15 protein-coding genes and 1 pseudogene are annotated in these 19,267 nt (G+C 69.6%); 6 read left to right on the top strand and 10 right to left on the bottom strand.

Translation table 11 applies throughout. The annotated features are described in order from the left end of the window. The 9 genes and pseudogenes from G3N64_RS39830 to G3N64_RS21115 all read right to left on the bottom strand — a co-directional run. Positions 1–593, bottom strand: a pseudogene (locus G3N64_RS39830) (hypothetical protein); the annotation flags it as partial. A gap of 28 nt (positions 594–621) precedes the next feature. Beyond that, positions 622–1,416, bottom strand: coding sequence for a 2,3-dihydro-2,3-dihydroxybenzoate dehydrogenase (locus tag G3N64_RS21150; protein WP_205785663.1), 795 nt, complete (start codon positions 1,414–1,416; stop codon positions 622–624). Then, complete coding sequence (locus G3N64_RS21145; RefSeq protein ID WP_205785662.1) at positions 1,413–5,330, bottom strand: non-ribosomal peptide synthetase; 3,918 nt, start codon at positions 5,328–5,330, stop codon at positions 1,413–1,415. The genes G3N64_RS21150 and G3N64_RS21145 overlap by 4 nt, the downstream gene beginning before the upstream one ends. A 45-nt stretch (positions 5,331–5,375) precedes the next feature. Continuing rightward, entirely contained in the window at positions 5,376–5,699 is a 324-nt protein-coding gene (locus G3N64_RS21140; protein WP_205785661.1) for a DUF2218 domain-containing protein, read from the bottom strand. After that, positions 5,696–6,571, bottom strand: coding sequence for an isochorismatase family protein (locus tag G3N64_RS21135; protein WP_205785660.1), 876 nt, complete (start codon positions 6,569–6,571; stop codon positions 5,696–5,698). Before G3N64_RS21135 ends, G3N64_RS21140 begins: the two co-directional genes overlap by 4 nt. Positions 6,572–6,634: 63 nt before the next feature. After that, positions 6,635–8,251, bottom strand: coding sequence for a (2,3-dihydroxybenzoyl)adenylate synthase (locus G3N64_RS21130; protein WP_205785659.1), 1,617 nt, complete (start codon positions 8,249–8,251; stop codon positions 6,635–6,637). Continuing rightward, the gene (locus G3N64_RS21125; RefSeq protein WP_205785658.1) at positions 8,248–9,432 is read right to left on the bottom strand and encodes an isochorismate synthase; all 1,185 of its coding nucleotides are present in this window, start codon (positions 9,430–9,432) and stop codon (positions 8,248–8,250) included. The genes G3N64_RS21130 and G3N64_RS21125 overlap by 4 nt, the downstream gene beginning before the upstream one ends. A 49-nt stretch (positions 9,433–9,481) precedes the next feature. Continuing rightward, the gene (locus G3N64_RS21120; RefSeq protein WP_205785657.1) at positions 9,482–11,635 is read right to left on the bottom strand and encodes a TonB-dependent receptor; all 2,154 of its coding nucleotides are present in this window, start codon (positions 11,633–11,635) and stop codon (positions 9,482–9,484) included. Positions 11,636–11,751: 116 nt separating this feature from the next. After that, positions 11,752–12,726, bottom strand: coding sequence for a helix-turn-helix transcriptional regulator (locus G3N64_RS21115; protein WP_205785656.1), 975 nt, complete (start codon positions 12,724–12,726; stop codon positions 11,752–11,754). Between the two features lie 166 nt (positions 12,727–12,892). Between G3N64_RS21115 and G3N64_RS21110 the strand changes: the two genes are divergently transcribed. From G3N64_RS21110 to G3N64_RS21085, 6 genes are all read left to right on the top strand, one after another. Beyond that, positions 12,893–14,011 (top strand): ABC transporter substrate-binding protein, encoded by a 1,119-nt coding sequence (locus G3N64_RS21110; RefSeq protein ID WP_205785655.1) that lies wholly within the window; start codon positions 12,893–12,895, stop codon positions 14,009–14,011. Between the two features lies 1 nt (position 14,012). Then, positions 14,013–14,954, top strand: a complete 942-nt coding sequence (locus G3N64_RS21105) for an alpha/beta hydrolase-fold protein (RefSeq protein WP_205785654.1) — start codon at positions 14,013–14,015, stop codon at positions 14,952–14,954. Next, on the top strand, positions 14,951–16,033 hold the full coding sequence (locus G3N64_RS21100; RefSeq protein ID WP_205785653.1) for an iron ABC transporter permease: 1,083 nt from the start codon (positions 14,951–14,953) through the stop codon (positions 16,031–16,033). Before G3N64_RS21105 ends, G3N64_RS21100 begins: the two co-directional genes overlap by 4 nt. Beyond that, positions 16,026–16,835 carry an ABC transporter ATP-binding protein gene (locus tag G3N64_RS21095; RefSeq protein WP_205785652.1) on the top strand — a complete coding sequence of 270 codons (810 nt, stop codon included), beginning with the start codon at positions 16,026–16,028 and terminating at the stop codon, positions 16,833–16,835. Before G3N64_RS21100 ends, G3N64_RS21095 begins: the two co-directional genes overlap by 8 nt. 229 nt (positions 16,836–17,064) lie before the next feature. Continuing rightward, positions 17,065–17,619, top strand: coding sequence for a hypothetical protein (locus tag G3N64_RS21090; RefSeq protein ID WP_205785651.1), 555 nt, complete (start codon positions 17,065–17,067; stop codon positions 17,617–17,619). An 86-nt stretch (positions 17,620–17,705) separates the two neighbouring features. Continuing rightward, entirely contained in the window at positions 17,706–18,284 is a 579-nt protein-coding gene (locus G3N64_RS21085) for a polysaccharide deacetylase family protein (protein ID WP_205785650.1), read from the top strand. A 12-nt stretch (positions 18,285–18,296) separates the two neighbouring features. Here the strand turns inward: G3N64_RS21085 and G3N64_RS21080 are convergent, their stop codons facing one another. Then, positions 18,297–19,262 (bottom strand): phosphotransferase, encoded by a 966-nt coding sequence (locus G3N64_RS21080; RefSeq protein ID WP_346778830.1) that lies wholly within the window; start codon positions 19,260–19,262, stop codon positions 18,297–18,299. Between the last annotated feature and the right edge of the window lie 5 nt (positions 19,263–19,267).

Below are 19,267 nucleotides of genomic sequence, written 5' to 3'. Positions count from 1 at the left end.
CAGACGGCCGGCACGGCCGTGCCGCCATCGCGCAGCGCCCAGCCGACGCACGCCGTCAGCAGCAGCGAACTCGCGACGAAGCCGCCGATCGCCGCGCGCATGGCCGGCAGCCGTCCGCGCAGATCCGCGACTCGCGCCCAGCGCGGTGCGGCCAGCATCCACACCAGCCCGACGATGCCGATGATCGCGCCGACGTGCAGCGGTTCGAGGTGCATGCGCCGGGCCATCGGGCCGGCGATCGTGACGAACGCGTAGGTTCCCGCGACCATCGCGAAGTTCGCGAGCAGCAGCGGCAAAAATGACGCGCCGGCATCGGCCGGCGCGTTCAGGGTGTCAGCGGAAGGGGTCGACATGATTCGTTCGTATTGGAGAAATGAAGGGGGCCGGCCTGTACCGGCCACGGTCAGCGCGGCTCGCGCGAGCAGGCGGTTTCGTGCATGCAGCAACGCATCCGCGGTCGCTTCCCGGCCGATGCACGCATCGGTCACCGAGCAGCCGTAGCGCAGCGCGCCGCCGCGCAGCCGCTCGTCATGACGCGGCTGCGCGAATGTGCCCGCCGCGCCGTACTCGGTAGAGGCAGTGAGGTGTTTCATGGCCAGGGCTCCGGAAGCCGCTCGCGCGTCATGTGCCGAGCGTCGCGCCGCCGTCCACGCACAGCGTGTGCAACGTCACGTGACGCGACGCGTCGGACAGCAGGAACAGCACGGCTTCGGCGATATCGCCGGGGATCGCGATGCGGCCGAGCGGAATGCCGTTCCGGTAGGTGTCGAGCGCCCCCGCAATGACCGTTGCCGGACCTTCGGGGCCCTGCCAGAGCTGGCGCTGCATCGGCGTGTCGGTCGATCCCGGCGCGACGATGTTGCAGCGAATGCCGTGCGCGGCCAGTTCGAGGCCGAGGCAACGGGTGAACTGATGAGCCGCCGCCTTCGATGCCGCATACGCCGCCATCTGCGTGCGCGGCACGAGTGCCGCATTCGACCCGACGGTCACGATGGCGCCTGCCCGGCGCGCGGCCATGAGCGGCGCGACCGCGCGCGACAGATGAAACACGCCGTCGGCATTGACCGCGAAGCAATGCGCCCAGTCGTCGTCCGTCAGCGATGCCGCGCTTGAAAGCCGCAGCACGCCGGCAACGTTGGCGAGCATGCCGATCGGACCGACGGATGATTCCACCCGTTCGACGGCCGCCTGCACCGCACGCGCGTCGGCGACGTCGACCGCGAACGCGTGCACGCGCCCCGCCGCCGGCGGGCTGTCGGCGATCGTGCGCGCCAGCGCGTCGCCATCCATGTCGAAGGCCGCCACGTCCACGCCGTACGCGGCGAGCATGCGGACGACCGCGGCACCGATTCCGCGCGCCGCACCGGTCACGACGGCGATACCCGCCGGGAATGTCAGGTTCGTTGTGCTTGTCATTGATTCGAATTCCGTGATTGAAGATCCGGGCCCGCCGCTGCGGCGAGCCGTTCGGTCAGGACAGCGCCGATCGCCGCCATCGGTTCGGGGTCCGACATGCCGTCGTGCGAGCAGTCGAGCGCATGGCAGGTCAGCGTCCCGGGCGGCCGATGCGCATGCCAGCTCTCGGGCGTCGGCATGCCCTGCCGCCTGCGGGTCGCGTTGAAGAGCAGCAGTTCGCCGTCGTAGCGCGGCGTGGATGCCGCGCGAAACAGGCGCATCTGCCGCAGTGTCGCGGCGACGAACGCATCGAGGCCGGCACCGCCGAGCGCCACGAACGGGCTGTTCGCGCGCAGCAGGCGTTGTCGCAGCACGGTGTCGGACAGGTCGGCCGTATCGAAGTCGCCGTTGACGGTCAGCAGGATCCGCAGCGCGTCACCGCAGGCCGGCATCGGCTGCGCGGTCCATGCCGACGACGGATAGCTGTCCATCAACGCGAGCGTGCCGATCGCGGCGCCGTCGCGCGCCAGCGCCGCCGCGACGCCATAAGCCAGCGCGCCGCCGAGCGACCAGCCCAGCAGGTGATACGGCCCGTCGGTCTGCAATGCCCGTACGCGCCGCACATAGGACCGCACGAGTGCGTCGAAATCAGCCGCGTCGCACGTGTCGTCGACCGATAGCTGCAACCCGTCGATCGTCGCATCGGGTAGATAGGCCGCGAGCCGCAGGTAGCTCCACGCGAGGCCGTCGGCCGGATGGATGCAGATGAGCCGCGGCGCGGCGCCCGACGCCGACTGGATCGCCAGGTGCGGCGCAAACCCGTTGCGCTCGGTGCGCGGCCGGTACGCCAACGGCGTGCGCAATGCGGCCGTCAGCCTCGCGATCGTCGGATGCCGGAACAGCATCGAGACCGGCACGTCGCGCCCGAGTTCCGCTGCAAGCCTTGCGCTCGCCTGCATCGCCTGCAGCGACTTGCCGCCGATGTCGAAGAAATTGGCGTCCGGGGTCAGCGCGACATCGCCGAGCACGTTCCGCCATACGGCCATGACCTGCCGCTCGAGCACACCGGCGCGCGGATCGTCGGCCGCCTCGTCGCGCCGCGCATCGAACCGCAGCAGCGCGTTGCGATCGATCTTGCCGTTCGCGTTGCGCGGCAGCCGTTCGAGCACGTGCCAGCGGTCCGGAACCGCCGCCGCCGGCAGCCGCAGCGCCAGTTGCGTGCGCAACGCGGCAGGCTCGGCCGGCCCGGCGACGAACGCCGCGAGCGTCACCGTGCCTGCGCCGCTGCGGGATGCGACGACCGCCGCCTCGCGCACGTCCGGCTCGCGCAGCAGCGCATCCTCGATCCCGCGCGGGTCGATGCGCACGCCGCTGATCTTCACTTCGTGATCGATCCGACCGTCGAAATACAGCCGGCCGTCGCGCAGCGTCGCGAGATCGCCGGTGCGGTATGCACGCGGCCCACCGCGCGGCAACGTGACGAAGCGTTCCGCCGTCAGCGCGGGATTGCCGGCATACGCGAGCGCCAGCCCGTCGCCGCACAGCACCAGTTCGCCGGTGCGCCCCGCGGCGACCGGGTACGCGCGCTCGTCGACGATGCACGCATCGACGCCCGCACGCGGCGTGCCGATCGGCACCGGCTCGCCTTCCTGCCAGACTGCCTGCGGGCCGCCGATGCATGCCGCGGTCGCGATGATCGTCGCCTCGGTCGGTCCGTAGGTATTGAGCAGCGCCGCGTCCGGCAGGTGGGCGCGCCAGCGCCGGATCCGCTCCGGCAACGCGGCCTCGCCGCCGATGATCGTCAGGCGCACGCGTTCGAGCCGTCGTGCATGGCGCGCGTCGAGCGCATGCGCGAGCACGTGCCAGTAGGCGGTCGGCAGGTCGAGCACGGTGATGCCGCGCCGCTCGACCTCGGCGGTAAACGTATCGACCGAATCGAGCATCGCATCGTCCCGCAGCACGAGCGTCGCGCCATGGCACAGCGTCGCGAAGATTTCCTCGAAGCTCGCGTCGAAATGCAGCGGCGCGAACTGCAGCACGCGATCTCCCGGCCCGATGCAATACAGGTCACGCGTGCTCGCGACGAACTGGCCGAGCGCGCCGCGTCCGGTCAGCACGCCGTTCGGGCGGCCGGTCGACCCCGACGTGTACAGCAGATACGCAGGCAGCGAGTCCGGCACCGGTTCGTCGCCGGCCGGCGCGGGTTGCGTCGCCGGCACGCGCGCCGCATCGAGATCGAGCACCGGGCATGCCCCCGCGCATCCGTGGTGCGCACCGCGGGTGATGACGATCGCGGGCGCCGCGTCCGCGCGCATCGCGGCCGTGCGTTGCGGCGGCCCGTCCGGGTCGAGCGGCACGATGGCAGCGCCGACCTTCAGTACGGCCAGCATCGCCGCGATCACGTCCGGCGCGCGCGGCGCCGCGAGCGCAACGCGCGTCTGCCGTGTCACGCCACGCCGGACGAGCTCGTCCGCCAGCGCCGCGGTGTCGGCGAGCAACGTGCGATAGTCGACGCGACGCTCGCCGGTTTCGATCGCCGTGTTCGCAGGTGCGTCGCGCGCCGCGCGTTCGATCAGCGCGATCACGTCGTCGTGCGGCCCGGGCAGTGGCGCGCCGCGCATGATCGACGGCGGCGGCAGGTCGTCGAGCAGGTGCGCGACCGGTTCGTCGGCCGCACAGGCGGCGAACGTGTCGAGCCATTCCATGAAGCTTTGCGCGTATGCTGCGAGCGTGTCGGCGGCGTACGCGTTCGGATTGGCCTCGAGCGTCAGATGCCACGCGCCGCCACGCACGGCGAGCGTCACGTTCAGGTCCTTCACCGGCCCGCCGCTCACCGCGCGCGTATCGCTCGCCAGCCCGCGAAACGCAACCTGCCGTTCGAACGGCATCACGTTGACGGCCTGGTTGAACAGGAACACGTTGCGCTCGAGCAGGCCCAGATCGCCGCGAATCCAGCCGTACCGGTAGTAAAGATGCGGCCGGATCGCGCGCAGTTGCTCCGAGCAGGCGCGCGCGAGATCGCGCGGCGCATGGCCCGCGTCGACATGCACGCGAAACGGCACGATGTTCATCGCCATGCAGGGCACACCAAGGGCCGCCGTGCCGAGCCGGTTCATCACCGGCAGCCCGAGCGTCAGGTCGCGCTGCCCGCCCTGTCTTGCCAGCCAGATCCCGGTCGCGCACAACAGCCACGCGTTCCAGTCGACGCCCGCGTGCGCCGCGGCGCCCCTGAGGCGGGCCAGCCGGGCGCCGTCGACCAAGCGCGTGGCCCGCGCCGCATCAGGGGCCACGTCCTGCTTCGGCGCGAGCACGAGCGGCGCGGGCATGTCGCCCAGATATGCGCTCCAGAACGCGCGATCGGCTTCGAAGCCGCCGTTCGCGCGATAACGCGCCTCGGCCTCGACGACGCGATCCACGCGCCAATCGGGCAGCGCCGGCACGGGCACCTTGCCGACACGCGCGTTGTAGCGCGCCGCGACGGCTTGCTGCAGCAGCCCGTAGCCGAAGCCGTCCAGCGCGATGTGATGAACCTGCAGATACCACCAGTGCCGCGTTGGCGAGAGGCGCAACAGCATCGTGCGATACAGCGGATCGGACGTGACATCGCAGCACACCGACAGCGCTGCCTTCATCCAGTCCCGTGCCGCCTGCTCGGGATCCGCTTGCGTCGACAGGTCCACGAGCGACAACCGCGTGGCCGGTGCGCGGCGACATTGCCAGAGCGTATCGTCGGCCCATGCAAAACGCATGTGCAGCGCATCGGCATGATCGAGCACCGCCTCGACGCTCCCGGTGAGCGCGTCAACGTCGAGCGCGCCGTCAAGTTCGATGATTTCGGCGGTCAGGTAGCCCGGATCGTCGGGATCGACCTGCTGCGCGACCCAGATTCCGTATTGCGCGGATGTCGCGCGCATCGGTCGTTCTTCGAGTTGCATGAATGGAGATATCGCGAGTAAACGTTGAACCGGAAATGCACGCCGTCAGTCGGCCTGCTGCCACGCAATCACGAGTTCGCGATTGCGCGACATCAGCACCAGGTGCTCGTCCATCACGTACTGGATCTGCGCGAGCTTGTCGGCCGAATCGGCTTCGCAGCGCATCCGCAGCCGGTCGTCGGTCCGCTGCATCCGGCAGGTGCCGTACGGGAAGTCGACGGTCGCACGATGCTCGTCGAACACGACGGGCACCTTGATCGCGTAGTGCTTGCACAGCTTGAAGAGCACGCGATCGGCCTGCGCAAGCGTGACTTCCGCGGTGCTGGCGAACGGCGCCGGACGGATGCCGGGCACGTCGCGCGCGGTCATGCCGGCACCTGCGCTGGGCGTTGCAGCAGGCGCGTCCACGCGTCGAGCGTCGGTTCTTCGGCGAGTTGCACGAACGTCACGTCGTGCCCGTCGGCCCGCCACTGCTCGACGAACGTCATCATGCGGATCGAATCGACGCCACAATCGACGAGGTTGGCGTCCGCGCTGAGCGTCGCGGCCGGAACGCGCAGGCTCCCGGCAACCAGCCGCGCGACGTCGTCGAGCGTCGGCGTCGCGGGATCGTCATGGGCGGCGCCGACAAGCGTATCGACGGACACGACGCTGCCGCAGCGCCCCGCGACGTAATCGAGCGCCATCCGGTGCTCGCGTTCGGAGAAATCCGCGAGCGCATCGCCGACGAAAAACGGCTTGATGTCGCGCATGAACGCATCGCACGCGGTCATCAGGCAGCCGATGTGCGCGTAGATCCCGCAGATCGCGAGCTGGTCGCGCCCCTGTGCATTCAGCCGGGTCTCGAGATCCGAGCGCCGGAAGGCGCTGTAGCGCCACTTCTCGAGCACCGTGTCGCCGGGCGCCGGCGCGACGATCTCGCTGATCGCCGCGCGCGCCGGCTGCGCGGTCAGGCCCGGGCCCCACATGTCGGTCAGGAGCGCACGATCCGCCGGCGCCTGGGTCGCCGGCTGCGCGGTGTAGTAAACCGGCATCCCCGTCGCATGCGCGAAATCGATCAGGCGCCGCACGCCGGCCAGCAACGACGGCACCGGCGCTGCGCCGCGATCGTAGAAATCGAGGAAATAGTCCTGCATGTCGTGCACGAGCAGCGCCGCGCGTCGCGGATCGAACTGCCAGGTCACGCGGTTGGCCGGCAGGTCTGCCGGCATCGGATAGGAGGCGATTTTCGGAATGGCCATGTTGGAATGTGTGGTGAAGCGTCGTGAAAATGAATGTTGTCGGCATTGCCTGAGCGCCGTACATCAGGCTGGCGCGTCGGCCAGGCAATCGGCGATGCATTGCCGCAACGCCCGCTTGTCGATCTTGCCCACCGGGGTCTTCGGGAACGCGTCGACGAACTCGATCCGGTCCGGCACCTTGTAGGTTGCGACGCCCTGCTCGCGCACGAACCGCACGAGTTCCGCCGCGCTCGGCGCCGCGGATCCGCGAATCACGTACGCACAACTGCGCTCGCCGAGATACGGGTCCGGCATCGGCACGAGTGCCGCGTCGGCAACGCCGGGATGCGCCAGCAGCAGATGCTCGATCTCCTCCGCGGGAATCTTCTCGCCGCCCCGATTGATCTGGTCCTTCGCGCGCCCCTCGACGACGAGATAGCCGCCATCGGTGATCCGCACGCGATCGCCGGTGCGGTAGAAGCCGTCCGCCGTGAACGCGCGTACGTTGTGTACCGGCGCATCGTAGTAGCCGCGGATCGTGTACGGGCCGCGCGTCAGCAAGTGGCCGACCTCGCCCGGCCCGACCGGACGATCGTCGTCGTCGACCACGAGAATCTCGTCGTCCGGCGAGATCGGCCGCCCCTGCGTGGCGATCACGACGTCGCGCGGATCGCCCAGCCGCGTGTAGTTGACGAGCCCCTCCGCCATTCCGAATACCTGCTGGAGCTGCGCGCCGAAGCCCTCCGCCGCGCGCGCGGCCAGTGCCGGATCGAATCGCGCTCCGCCGACCTGCACGAGTTCGAGACTCGCCGGCGCGCCGCCGCGCCGCGCAGCGGCGTTCAGCCACACGAGCACGAGTGGCGGCACGAGCGCGACCACGGTCACGCGTTCACGCTCGATCAGCTCGAATGCAACGTCGGGGCTGGCGCTGTCGCACAGCACGACCGTGCCGCCCGCGTCGAATACGCCGAGCGAGCCCGACGAGCTGAGCGCGTAGTTGTGCGCGGCCGGCAGCGCGGCGAGATAGACGGTGCGTTCGCTCAGCCCGCAGATGCGCGCGCTCTCCCGCACGCTGTACAGATAATCGTCGTGCGTGCGCGGGATCAGCTTCGGCGTGCCCGTGCTGCCACCCGACAACTGCAGGAACGCCACCTCGTGCGCGGCCGGCCCCGGCGGCAATGCGGCTTCCGGTGCATCGTGCAGATCGAGCCCTGCGTTGCCCGGCGTCGTGAACAGCACGTGCTTCAGCGTCGGCGCGTCGGCCTGCACGTCGCGCGCGAGCGACCGGTAGTCGAAGCCGTCGTGCGATTGCGCCGCGATGTAGGCCACCGCACCCGCGTGCCGGCAAAAGAAACCGATCTCGCGACGCCGGTGCGCGGGCAACGCAAAAACCGGCAGCGCGCCGATGCGGAACAGCGCGAACGTCGTCGCAAAGAAGGCCGCGCAGTTCGGCAGTTGCAACACCACGCGATCGCCTGATGCGATGCCCGCCGCGCTCAGCGCGCGCGCAATACGTTGTGCCTCGACCGCGAGCGTCCGGTACGACCAGCGAAGATCGCCCTGCACGAGCGCCGTCCGTTCGCCGAATTGCGCGACGCGCGCATCGAACCAGCGGGCGAACGATTCGCCGCGCCAATAGCCCCTCCTCCGGTACGTGTCGGCCAGCGCGGCCGGCCACGGCGTGCCGTGCGCGATCGTCATGCCGCCTCCCGGGCGCCGCCCGACGCGGCGTCGTGGCGAATCCCCAGCGCATCCAGCATCGTCCTGAACTTGGCCGCCGTTTCGGCCCGCTCGCCGTCGGGCGTCGACTCGGCGACGACGCCTGCCCCCGCATAGAGCCGCAGCGTGCGATCGAACGCTTGCGCGCAACGGATCGTCACGATCCATTCGCCATCGCCGTGCGCATCGACCCAGCCGAGCATCCCCGCGTAGAACCCGCGGTCGAACGGTTCGGCCGCGCGAATGCACGCGCGGGCCGCGGCGCGCGGCGCGCCGCAGACCGCAGGCGTCGGATGCAGCGCAAGCGCGAGCGTCAACGCGTCGGCCTGTGTTTCGCCGCGCACTTCGGTGGACAGGTGCCACATCGTTTCGGTGTGCATCAGCGACGGGCGCACCGGCACGTCGAGATGCGAGCAGAACGGCGCGAGGCTGTCCCGCACCGCTTCGACGACGACCCGGTGCTCGTCGAGATCCTTGACCGAATCCAGCAGCGCCTCAGCGCGACGGCGGTCCTCGACGGGGTCGCGGCTGCGCGGCGTGGAGCCGGCCAGCGGATTCGCGCGCACGACACCGCCGAAGCGGTTCACGAGCAGCTCCGGGCTCGCGCCGAGCAGCGTGCGCCCCTCGCCGAGATCGACGGAAAACGTATAGCCGTGCGGGTTGCGGGCCGCGAGACGCGCGACGAGCGGCGCGACCTCGACCGGCTGCTCGGCATCGACTTCGAGCGTGCGCGCCAGCACGGCCTTGTCGAGTTCGCCCGCGCGGATGCGCGCGACCGCATGCGCCACCGCATCGGCATAGGCGTCGGCCGCCGGCACCTCGCGCGTCGCATAGCGCATTCCGGTCGGCTCCGGCACCCGCGGCACACCGCGCGGTGCGGCGCGCAGCATCGTGTGCGCCACCCGCAGCGCGGCCGGCGAATCGGCATCGAACGGCACCGCGCCGACCACCGCCGCACCTGCATGCCCGTGCGCCTGCGCACGACGCAGCGCCTGCGCCACGCGCGCGGTCAGCGGCGTATCCGCATGCGGAATCGCTTCCGCCGGATCGGCCGCAAGCAGCGTATGGCCCGGTGTCGCGAGGAACAGCGCCGCATCGGCACGATAGAGATCCCATATGCTATGGGGTACTAACAGATCGGCAGGACGAGATATCGCATTCATCGAATTCATCTCCAGATTGAAGGGCCGGCGCGTCGCACCGGCCGTGCCGTCACATTTCGGCGGTGAGGCTCACCGCGACGCGGCGCCCCTGATCGACCAGCCAGTTGCCGCTCAGGCCAGTCGTGCGCGTGCGATCGTCGATCGGTACCATCTTGTTGGTCAGGTTCAGCACCGCGAAGTTGACGGAGAAACGCTTGTCGATCCGGTAGCGGCCGCCGACATCGAAGGTCGTCGTCGAAGGCCGCTCGCGAACACCCTGCGCGCTGTTGCGGAACGCCGCCCAGTATTCGCTGCCGATGTAGTTCGCGGTCGCGTACAGATCGAGCTTGGCAGTCGGCGTCCAGTCGACCTGCACGTTGAATTTGTGCTTGGGCGTCTTGTCGAGCGGATAGCCGTCGAGCGAGCTGCCGTTGAACGCCTTCTCGCCGCTGCCCTCGCGGCGCGACTGGGTCAGCGTGTAGGTGCCCGACACCTTCAGCGTGCGCACCACGCGCGTGCCCGCGCCGAGCTCGAAGCCGTACAGCTTGACCCGGTCGATGTTGTCGTACACGTAGATGTTGCGGCCCGGCGAGCGCGGATCGGCCTTACCCGTGTCGTAGCTGGCCACCTTGTTCTTGAACAGGTTGTTGAAAAGCGTCAGCCCCGCGTACGTGTCGCCCAGGTCGTAACGCACGCCGAGTTCCTCGGTCAGGCTCGTCTCCGGCTTGAGATCCGGATTGCCGCACAGCGTGCCGGGCGTCGCCCCCGCTGCACCGCCCGACGTCATGCAGTAGCCGCCCGTGCTCTGGCGCAGCGACGGCGGCCGGAAGCCCGTCGACACGCCGCCACGCACCGTCCACGCCCGGCTGAGCTTGTAGACGCCATAGATGCGCGGGCTCACGTGGCTGCCGTAACGATCATCGTGATCGAGCCGTACGCCGGTCGTCAGCGTGAACCGGTCGTTGAAGAAATAGTCGTTCTCGCCGAACAACGCCCACGCATTGCGCCGGATCCGGTCCGAGTTCGCCGCATGGCCCTTCGGCACCGCGTCCTGGCGGGCCACGCCCGACAGCGTCGACCAGATATGCTGGCCACCGACCGTCAGGATGTTGCGCTCGCCCCACCACGGCACCTCGGCCTTGCCTTCGAGGATCGTGTCGGTCAGCGCGGGCCGGATCGCTGCGCGGCCGGCCGGCGTCCATTGATCCTGCACGCCGCGCTCGCCATAGAGCGACAGCGTGGTGCTGCCGAATCCCCAGCGGCCGTCGTGCGTGATGCCCCAGTAGTCGCGGACGTGGCGCGTCTCGGTCACCGCCGACGCGGCCGTGCGCGGCGTGAGCGGCGCCGCGCTCTTGCCCGGCGTGCTCAGGTAGGTCAGCTGCTCGCGCCCGATGTTCACGCTCACGTCCTGGTTGCGCGTGGGCTTCGCCGCGAGCTTCACGTCGAAGCTGCCGATCCGCTGCCCGTTCGCGCCGCCGGTGCCGCTGTTCGCGTAATAGATGTCGTCCTCGCCGCGATGCAGGAGGCGGCCGGACGCCTGCAGCCCGAGTACGTCGGATTTCAGCGGGCCGCCGAGCCAGAAGTCGACGCTCTGCGTATCGCCCTGGTTCGATTCGAGCTGCCACACGCTGCCGGCCGTGATCGTGCCGCCCCAACGCTTCGGTACCTTGCGCGTGATCACGTTGATCACGCCGCCCATCGCATCGGCGCCGTACAGTGACGACATCGGCCCGCGCACGACCTCGATCCGCTCGATCGCGGACAGCGGCGGCATCAGGTTCGACTGCACGCCCGAGCTGCCGCGGTTCATCGTTTCCCGCGTATTCTGGCGGCGGCCGTCGACCAGCAGCAGCGTGTATTCGCCGGGCATTCCGCGAATCGAGATGTCCTGGTCGTTCGGCGAGGTGCCGACGACGCTCACGCCTTCGACGTTGCTGACGATCTCCGCAACTGACGTATAAGGCTTCGCCTCGATCTCGTCTCGACCGATCACGGAAATGCTCGCAGGCGCTTCGCGGATCGCCTGCTCGCGGCGGCTGGCCGTCACGACGATATCCTTCAGTGTGACCGGATCCGGCAGATCGCCGGCAACCGCCTGAACCGGGACGGCGGATGCGCCGGCGGGCTGATCAGGCGTCTGCGCCCACGCGCTCGACACGCCCATCAGGTACAGGCCGGCGACGACGACCGGCTTCAATGCAAGGTTTGCAGCTTGACTCGACATGGTGGCGCTTTCGATATTTCATAATGTGATTGATTCTCATTTGCATTATGGAACATGTAATACGCCGAAATCTTTGCGTAAGCGACGAACTCGTTTGAGTCACCGCGACTGCACCGTCAGCGATGGTCGCTGCGGCGCGCGAGCGTTGGCGTGACGCCGAAGCGGCGCTTGTAGGCGGTCGCGAAGTTCGCCGCGCTCGTATAGCCGGCCAGCGCCGCGGCCTGCTTGACGCTCACCGCGTCGCGCTCGAGGGCCAGCCGAGCGCGCTGCAGGTGATGCTCGCGGACGAAGTCGAACACCGTCGTGCCGTAGGCGGCACGGAATTGCCGCTGCATCGCGTTCGCGCTCATGCCGGCATGGCGTGCGATATCGTCGAGCGACAAATCCTGTGCGGCATTGCTCGCCAGGAACGCGCGCAATTCCGCCATCCGGCGGTAGTCGCGCGATCCGAGCGCCGCATCCGGCGCCGGTGCCGCGTCCACCGCCTCCGCCTCGAGCGGCGCGAACGCCTCGGCAAGCAGTTCCAGCACACGGCTTTCCAGGTAAATCGCCTGCAGCATCGGCTGATAGGTCGGCGGCCGCACGATCTGCTCGGCCAGCGCGGTCGCGCGTGGTGTCGGTTGCCAGAAGCGGATCGCCAGGTGCGCGGACAGCATCGCATCCAGCCGCTCCGGCAGCGCGCCGCGGCTCGCGGCCTGAAGATGCCCCAGCCACTCACCCGACATCGCGAGGCTGAGCCGCCGCGCATAGCCGCCCTTGCTGAGCCGCCGGCGGAACGTATCCGGCTGCACCGCATTGAGCAGGAACGACTGCATCCGCACCGCGGGCCGCGGCACCGGCGCCCGGTTCGCCCGGCGCGCGTCCGTCGTCAGTAACACGCGCCGGTCGCCGTACGACACGTCGAGCGCGCCTTCGAGCAGCAGCACGAGATGCAGGCCCGGCGTGCACTGCCCCGACATCACTGCATCGAATTCGTCGGTCGCGTCGTCCGCGTGGATGCGCAAGCCCGGACGCACCTCGCGGATCCGCGCGACGTGCGCGTCGTGGCGATGGCCGTCGGATTGGAAAGCAGCTGGCGTCTGCGCCGTCATGTCGTGATACCCCGTTGAGTGCGTCGGGCACCGCGTGCCCGCACAAACTATTTCGTCGCTGGATCAAACAGCCGGCATCCCGCGATGCGCCGCTGCTCGGCTACAATTAAATGCGAATAGTTCTCATTTATATCGTATCGGGAGTCGCGTGAGAAAGACAAGTGGAATGTGGGCCATGCTCGGCGCATGGCTATGCAGCGGGTTCGTCGCGCAAGCGGCATGCGCGGACACCACCGTGACCGACCTGGCCGGCCGGCAGGTACCGATTCCCGCGCGCGTCGAGCGCGTGCTGCTCGGCGAAGGGCGCCTGCTGCCTGCGCTGGCAGTTGTCGACCCCAGCGATCCCACCCGTCGCCTCGTGGGCATGATGGGCGATTTCGAACAGCTCGATCCGGCCAGTTACGCGCAATGGCTCGAGCGGTTTCCGCGCCTGAAGGACGTGCCGCGCATCGGCCGTTCGCAGGCCGGCAGCTTCAGCGACGAACGCGCACTCGCGCTGCGCCCGCAGGTCGCGATCTTCGGCCTCGGCGGCGGCCACGGCCCCGGCGAGCGCGATCGCGAGACGCTCGCGCGGCTCGAAGCCGCCGGCGTCGCGATCGTCTTCGTCGATTTCCGGCACGACCCGCTCGTCAATACGACGCGCAGCATCGCGCTGCTCGGCCAGGTCCTCGGCACGCCGCAGCGCGCGGCGGATTTCAACGCGTACTGGCACGCGCAGCTCGACCTCGTCCGCACGCGGCTGGCGAACGCGCACGCGGTCGCACCGAGCGTGTTCCTCGAAAGCCGCGTCGGCCTGTCGAGCGACTGCTGCGACACGATGACCGGCATGATGGGGCGCCTGCTCGACGCCGCCGGCGGCAACAACATCGCGAAAGGCCGCGTGCCCGGCGAGCACGGCACGCTGAATCCCGAATACCTGCTCAGCCGCCAGCCCGATTTCTACATCGGCACGGGGATCGGCTCGACACAGACGCTGCACAGTGCGCCGCTGCGCATCGCGCTCGGCGCCGGCGTGTCCCGCGAAACCGCCACCCGTTCGTTCGACCGGTCGCTGCAGCGCCCGCAGATCGCGCCGCTGCGCGCGGTTCGCGAGCGCCGGGCCTATGCGATCTGGCATCACTTCTACAACTCGCCGTTCAACGTCGTCGCGGTGCAGGCTCTGGCCAAATGGCTGCATCCGGCGCTGTTCGCCGACGTTGACCCGCGCCGCACGCTCGACACGATGGTGCAACGCTTCCAGCCGGTTCCGCTGCAGGGCGAATACTGGGTACAGGAAGGGTCCTGACATGGCGCTCCCTGCTTCCACGATGCGCCGCTCGCTGCTCGTCGCCGGCCTCGCGGGCCCGCTCGGCGTCCGCATCGCCCCCGCACTCGCCGCTCGTGCACCGGACTGGCCCGCGCTCGACGCAGCGCCCGCCGTGCAGGTGCCGAACAGCCGCCAGTTCGACGTGACGGTCGGCAGCAAGCCCCGCCGCCTGTTCGTCGCGCTGCCCGCCGAGCAGGCTGTTGCCGCATCCCATCCGGTGCTGATCGTCCTCGACGGCAACGCGCTCTTCCCGCTCGCCGCGCAACTCGTGCGCAACCGGCGCGCGCGCCCCGACGCGACGCCCGATGCGGAGCCCGTCGTGATCGGCATCGGTTACCCGACCGATGCCGCATACGACATGGCGGCCCGCGCGGACGACTACACGCTCGCGCCGCTGACGGACGGCCACGGTGTCGTCGCCGACCGCCTGCTCGATTTCATCGAACACGACGTGCAGCCCTGGCTTGCGCAACAGGTTGCCATCGACCCGGCGCGCCAGACGCTGTTCGGCCATTCGTACGGCGGCCTGCTGACGCTGTACGCGATGCTGACGCGCCCGCACCTGTTCGCGCGGTATGTCGCGGCGAGCCCGTCGATCTGGTGGGGCGACCGCGCGCTGCTGCCCTATGCGGACCGCTTCGCCATGCAAGCGGCACCGCTGGCGCCCGCACTGCGGCTGCTCGTCACAGCGGGTAGCCTCGAAGAAGGCGCGCCGAATCCCGACGTCGAACGCATGCGCCGGCAACAGGCGCGCAAGCAGGTCAGTTCCGCGCGCGACTTCGTCCGGCGCGTCGGTGCCCGCCCGGGGCTCGACGCGACGTTCCGCCTGATCGACGGCGAGGATCATGGCGGCGTCGTGGTGCCCAGCGCGATGCTGGCCGCGCGCATCGCGGCCGAAGCTGTCGCGGGAGATGCCGCATGAGCGCCGCGTCGCCCGCATCGTCGCCCTCGTCCCGTTCGTCCGCTTCGCTGAAGCTGCGCTACCGCGCAATCGCCGCGCGGCGGGTCGGCGCACTGATGTTCCTCGCCTGCGTGCTCGGCACCCTGCTCGTCGTCGACATCGGCACCGGCCCGTCGCCGTTCCCGATCGCGGACCTGGTCGCCGGGCTGTTCCGGCCGGACGCGCTGCCGCTCGAACAGCGCGTGATCCTCTGGGACGTGCGCCTGCCGTATGCGCTGATGGCCGTGCTCGTCGGCGCGTCGCTCGGCATCGCCGGCGCGGAAATGCAGACCGTGCTGAACAACCCGCTCGCGAGCCCGTTCACGCTCGGCATGTCGGCCGCCGCGAGCGTCGGTGCGTCGCTCGTCGTGATCTCGGGCTGGCACGTCGTGCTGTGGAACGAGAACATCGCGCTGTCGCTCGGCGCGTTCTGCTGCGCGAGCCTCGCGACGCTGCTGATCGTCTGGCTCGCGTGGCGCCATGGCGCGACGACCGAAACCGTGGTGCTGTTCGGCATCGGCCTGATGTTCAGCTTCGAGGCGCTGCTGTGGCTGCTGCAGTTTCTCGCGGATGCGAACGCGCTCCAGCAGATCGTGTTCTGGAGCATGGGCAGCCTCGCGCGCGCGACGTGGGGCAAGATCGCGCTGCTGTCGTGCGTGTTCGCCGCCTGCGCGTTGTGGGCGAGCTTCGACGTCGCATCGCTGACGGCGCTGCGCGCCGGCGACGAACAGGCGCGCAGCATGGGGATCGCCGTCGAGCGGCTGCGACTCGTCGCGTTGGTGCGCATCAGCCTGCTGTCGGCCACCGCGCTGTCGTTCGTGGGCACGATCGGTTTCGTCGGGCTCGTCGGGCCGCACGTCGCACGGCTGCTCGTCGGCGACGAACATCGCTACTACCTGCCCGGCGCCGCCCTTGCCGGCGCGATCATGCTGGCTGGCGCATCGGTGCTCAGCAAGGCGCTGATCCCCGGCGTGACGCTGCCGATCGGGATCATCACCGCGCTGGTCGGCGTGCCGCTGTTCATGATCCTCGTCAGCCGGCGCAGGAGGCTCGATGGATAAGGGCACCCTGTACATCGACGACCTGGCCGCGCGTTATGGCGCGAAGATCGTGCTCGACGGGTTGTCGCTCGCACCCGTTTCGCCTGGCACGATGGTCGGATTGCTCGGACCGAACGGGGTCGGCAAGTCGACGCTGCTGCGCGCACTCGCCCGGCTCGCGGTCGCGCACGGCAACGCGGCGTTCGGCGGATTGGACCTGCTGCGCGGCGCGCGCCGGGAACACACGCGACAGGTCGGCTACCTGCCGCAGACGCTGCCGCAACCGTCGTCGCTGCTCGTGTACGAGGCCGTACGCAGCGCATTGCGCGCGACCTGTCCCGGTTTGTCCGACGCGGCACGCGACCTGCGCCTGCAGAACGTGTTCGAGCGATTGCGGCTGCAAGCGCTCGCGATGTCGCCGCTCGAGCGGCTGTCCGGCGGGCAGCGGCAGATGGTCGGACTCGCGCAGGTACTCGTACGCGGCACGCCGCTGCTGCTGCTCGACGAACCGACGAGCGCGCTCGACCTGCGCTGGCAGTTGCTCGCGCTGGAAGCGGTCGGGGACGCGGCACGCAGACACGGCGCGGTCGTGCTGGTCGCGATGCACGACCTGAATCTCGCGTCGCGATTCTGCGACCGGCTCGTGCTGCTGGGCACCGACGGCCTCGTCGCCGACGGCGCCCCCTCCGAAGTCCTGACACCGCCGCACCTGCGGCGCGCGTATCGTGTCGACGCCCGGGTCGAACGCACGGCGGCCGGCGATTATGTCGCGCTCGCGGAGCGTGCCATTACGGATGACGCGCGGGAAGCGTGCGATGCTTGAGCGCGGACCGGTCATCGCGCCGGCGACCGGTCCGGCTTGCGGGCATCAGGCCGCCATGCCGTTCGCGCAGTCGCACGGGACGCCGATAACAACGCGTGCCAGCGCACGCGAAGCGTCATAGAATCGCGCGGCGGGGCCGTCGGGCCCCGACCCGCCGCGACATCGGCACACGAACGCACGGCCACCGTGCGCGCGGCGGCCCGCTCCTCTTCCCTGCAAGGACGATCGCGTGATGCGCGCATACCGACTTCTGCTGACGGCCGGCGCCACGGCCATGCTTGCCGGCTGGGCTGTGGCTGCCCAGCCGGTGCCCGTCACCGCTGCGTCCGCCCGAAACTGCCCGTCGCCATCGTTCGATCGCTACCCCGTGCGCACGGTGCCCGCGCCGCACACCACGGCCCATGCGCCACGCCTGACCGGCAAGGAAGCGCGCCTCTACCGCACCGTCATTCACGACGCGTTCACGCAAACGGCCAATTTCGCCGGCCACTACCGCGTCGCGATCTGGGGTTGCGGAACCGATTGCCGGAATTTCGCGATCGTCGACAAGTACACGGGCGCGACCTACACGATGCCCGGCGTGCAGGCCATCGCGGGCGTGATGGGCAACGACGAGGAGCGCGTCGATTTCCGCACCGACAGCAGGCTGCTGATCGTCGCGGGCTGCTTCAACGACGACTGCGACGACAACGGCAAGAAGGCCGCCCGGTTCTTTTACGAATGGACCGGCACGCGGCTGCGTCCGGTCGGCACGTGCCCACTCGCCATCGAGCCGCCTCGGTGACCGGCCCGATCGATGCGCCGGCCGCCGCACGGCGCGACTTGCGCTATCGTTCCCCCGGTACACCCCGAACGGCGCGCCCGCCCGCGATGTCAATTCACCTCAGTTTCGACGACGGCCCCGGGCCGTCGACGCCGGCCTTGCTCGATGTCCTGCGCGACGCGTCGTGCAAGGCGACCTTCTTCCTGCTCGGCAAGCACCTGGCGGGCGGCGCGCTCGACGTCGCCGCAAGAATGGCGCGTGAAGGCCATCGGCTCGGCAATCACACGTATTGGCACGCAAAGCCCGGCGCGCTGGCGGACGATGCACTGATCGACGAAATCGAGACGACTGACGCGCTGATCCGCGAAGCCTATCGCGAAGCCGGTGTTCCCGCGCCGGACACGATCCCGCTGCGCCTGCCTTACGGCCTGATGCCGCAGGACAATCGCTCCCGCGTGTTGGCGCGGCTGCAGCGCGATCACACAGGCTGGACCGCCATACTCGACGACTGGCAGCGGCCCGCGCCGTCGCCGCAGGCGCTGTTCGACGCGATGTGCGCGCATGTCGACGCGAGCGCGGCACGGCAGCGCGACGTGCTGTTCTGTATGCACGACGGGTCGCGGCACGGCGAAGCGCGGCCCCACACGGTCGAAGCCGTTCGCCTGTTCCTGAATCGACGAGACTGACGCAACAGCCGGCTAGCGTCCGGGCGCCGCACCCTCCAGCAACTGCCACCAGCCGCCCAGGAATCCGATACCGGGCCCCGGCATCCACAGGCCGCGCTGCGCGGCTTCGAGATGGATCAGCGTCTGGTCCGCGCAGAACAGGGCCATCAGCGCATCGCGGCGGTCGTGCATCCAGTCCGGCGCAGCATCGGGCCGTGTCGCTGCATAGGCTTGCAGGCCGGCCTCCCAGCGCTGCGCATCGAATACGAAGCGATCGTCCCTGCCTGCATCGCGCGACAGCGCGAACAGCGCAAAGGCCGCCTCGAGCCACTGCGCGCCCTGGCCCACATCATCGAAATCGAGCACGCCGTTCACCGCGCCACCGACGTACAGCAGGTTGCCCGCGTGATAATCGCCGTGCAGCCAGTGCGCCGCCCCCGTCAGCCAGTTCGCGGCAGCGTCGAGATGTGCGCCGATCCGCCGGATCATCGTCTCGTAGTGGCCGCTCAAGTCGCCCGGCAACGACGGCGCGGCACGCGCCGCTACGCGTGCGTGGCGCGCCGACAGCCATGCCAGCGGCGCCGATTCGGTCGCGGGTATCGCCGCCAGCGCAGCGTGCAGATGCGCGAGCGCCTGCATCGCATCGCTCGCGCCGGCCTCCCCATCGTCCGGCAGGCCGGGGCTGCCATCGATATGCTCGAACAGATGCAGCCAGCTTCCATCGGGAAGCCGCACACCGGACTGTGCGTCCACGGTCGGCCGCAGGCGCGGCACCGCAGGCAGCATCGGCGCCGTGCGCGGGTGGCCGAGATGGCCAAGTATCGCCACCTCACGATTCACCTGCTCGACCGGCTTCCCGGACCACGACACGCGCAACACTGCGCGCCCCGCATCGCACTCGACGAGATACGTTTTGTTAGTATGGCCCGATGCCAGCGCCTGCAGGCGCGCCGGCCCGATGTTCCAGTGCCGGTGAAGCCACGGTTCCAGCGTTTTCACGTCAC

It is taken from the genome of Burkholderia sp. Ac-20344, assembly GCF_017104975.1.
Taxonomy (GTDB): Bacteria; Pseudomonadota; Gammaproteobacteria; order Burkholderiales; family Burkholderiaceae; genus Burkholderia.
The sequence above is the reverse complement of the archived record's forward strand: the minus strand, read 5'-3'. Positions and strand labels throughout refer to the sequence as shown.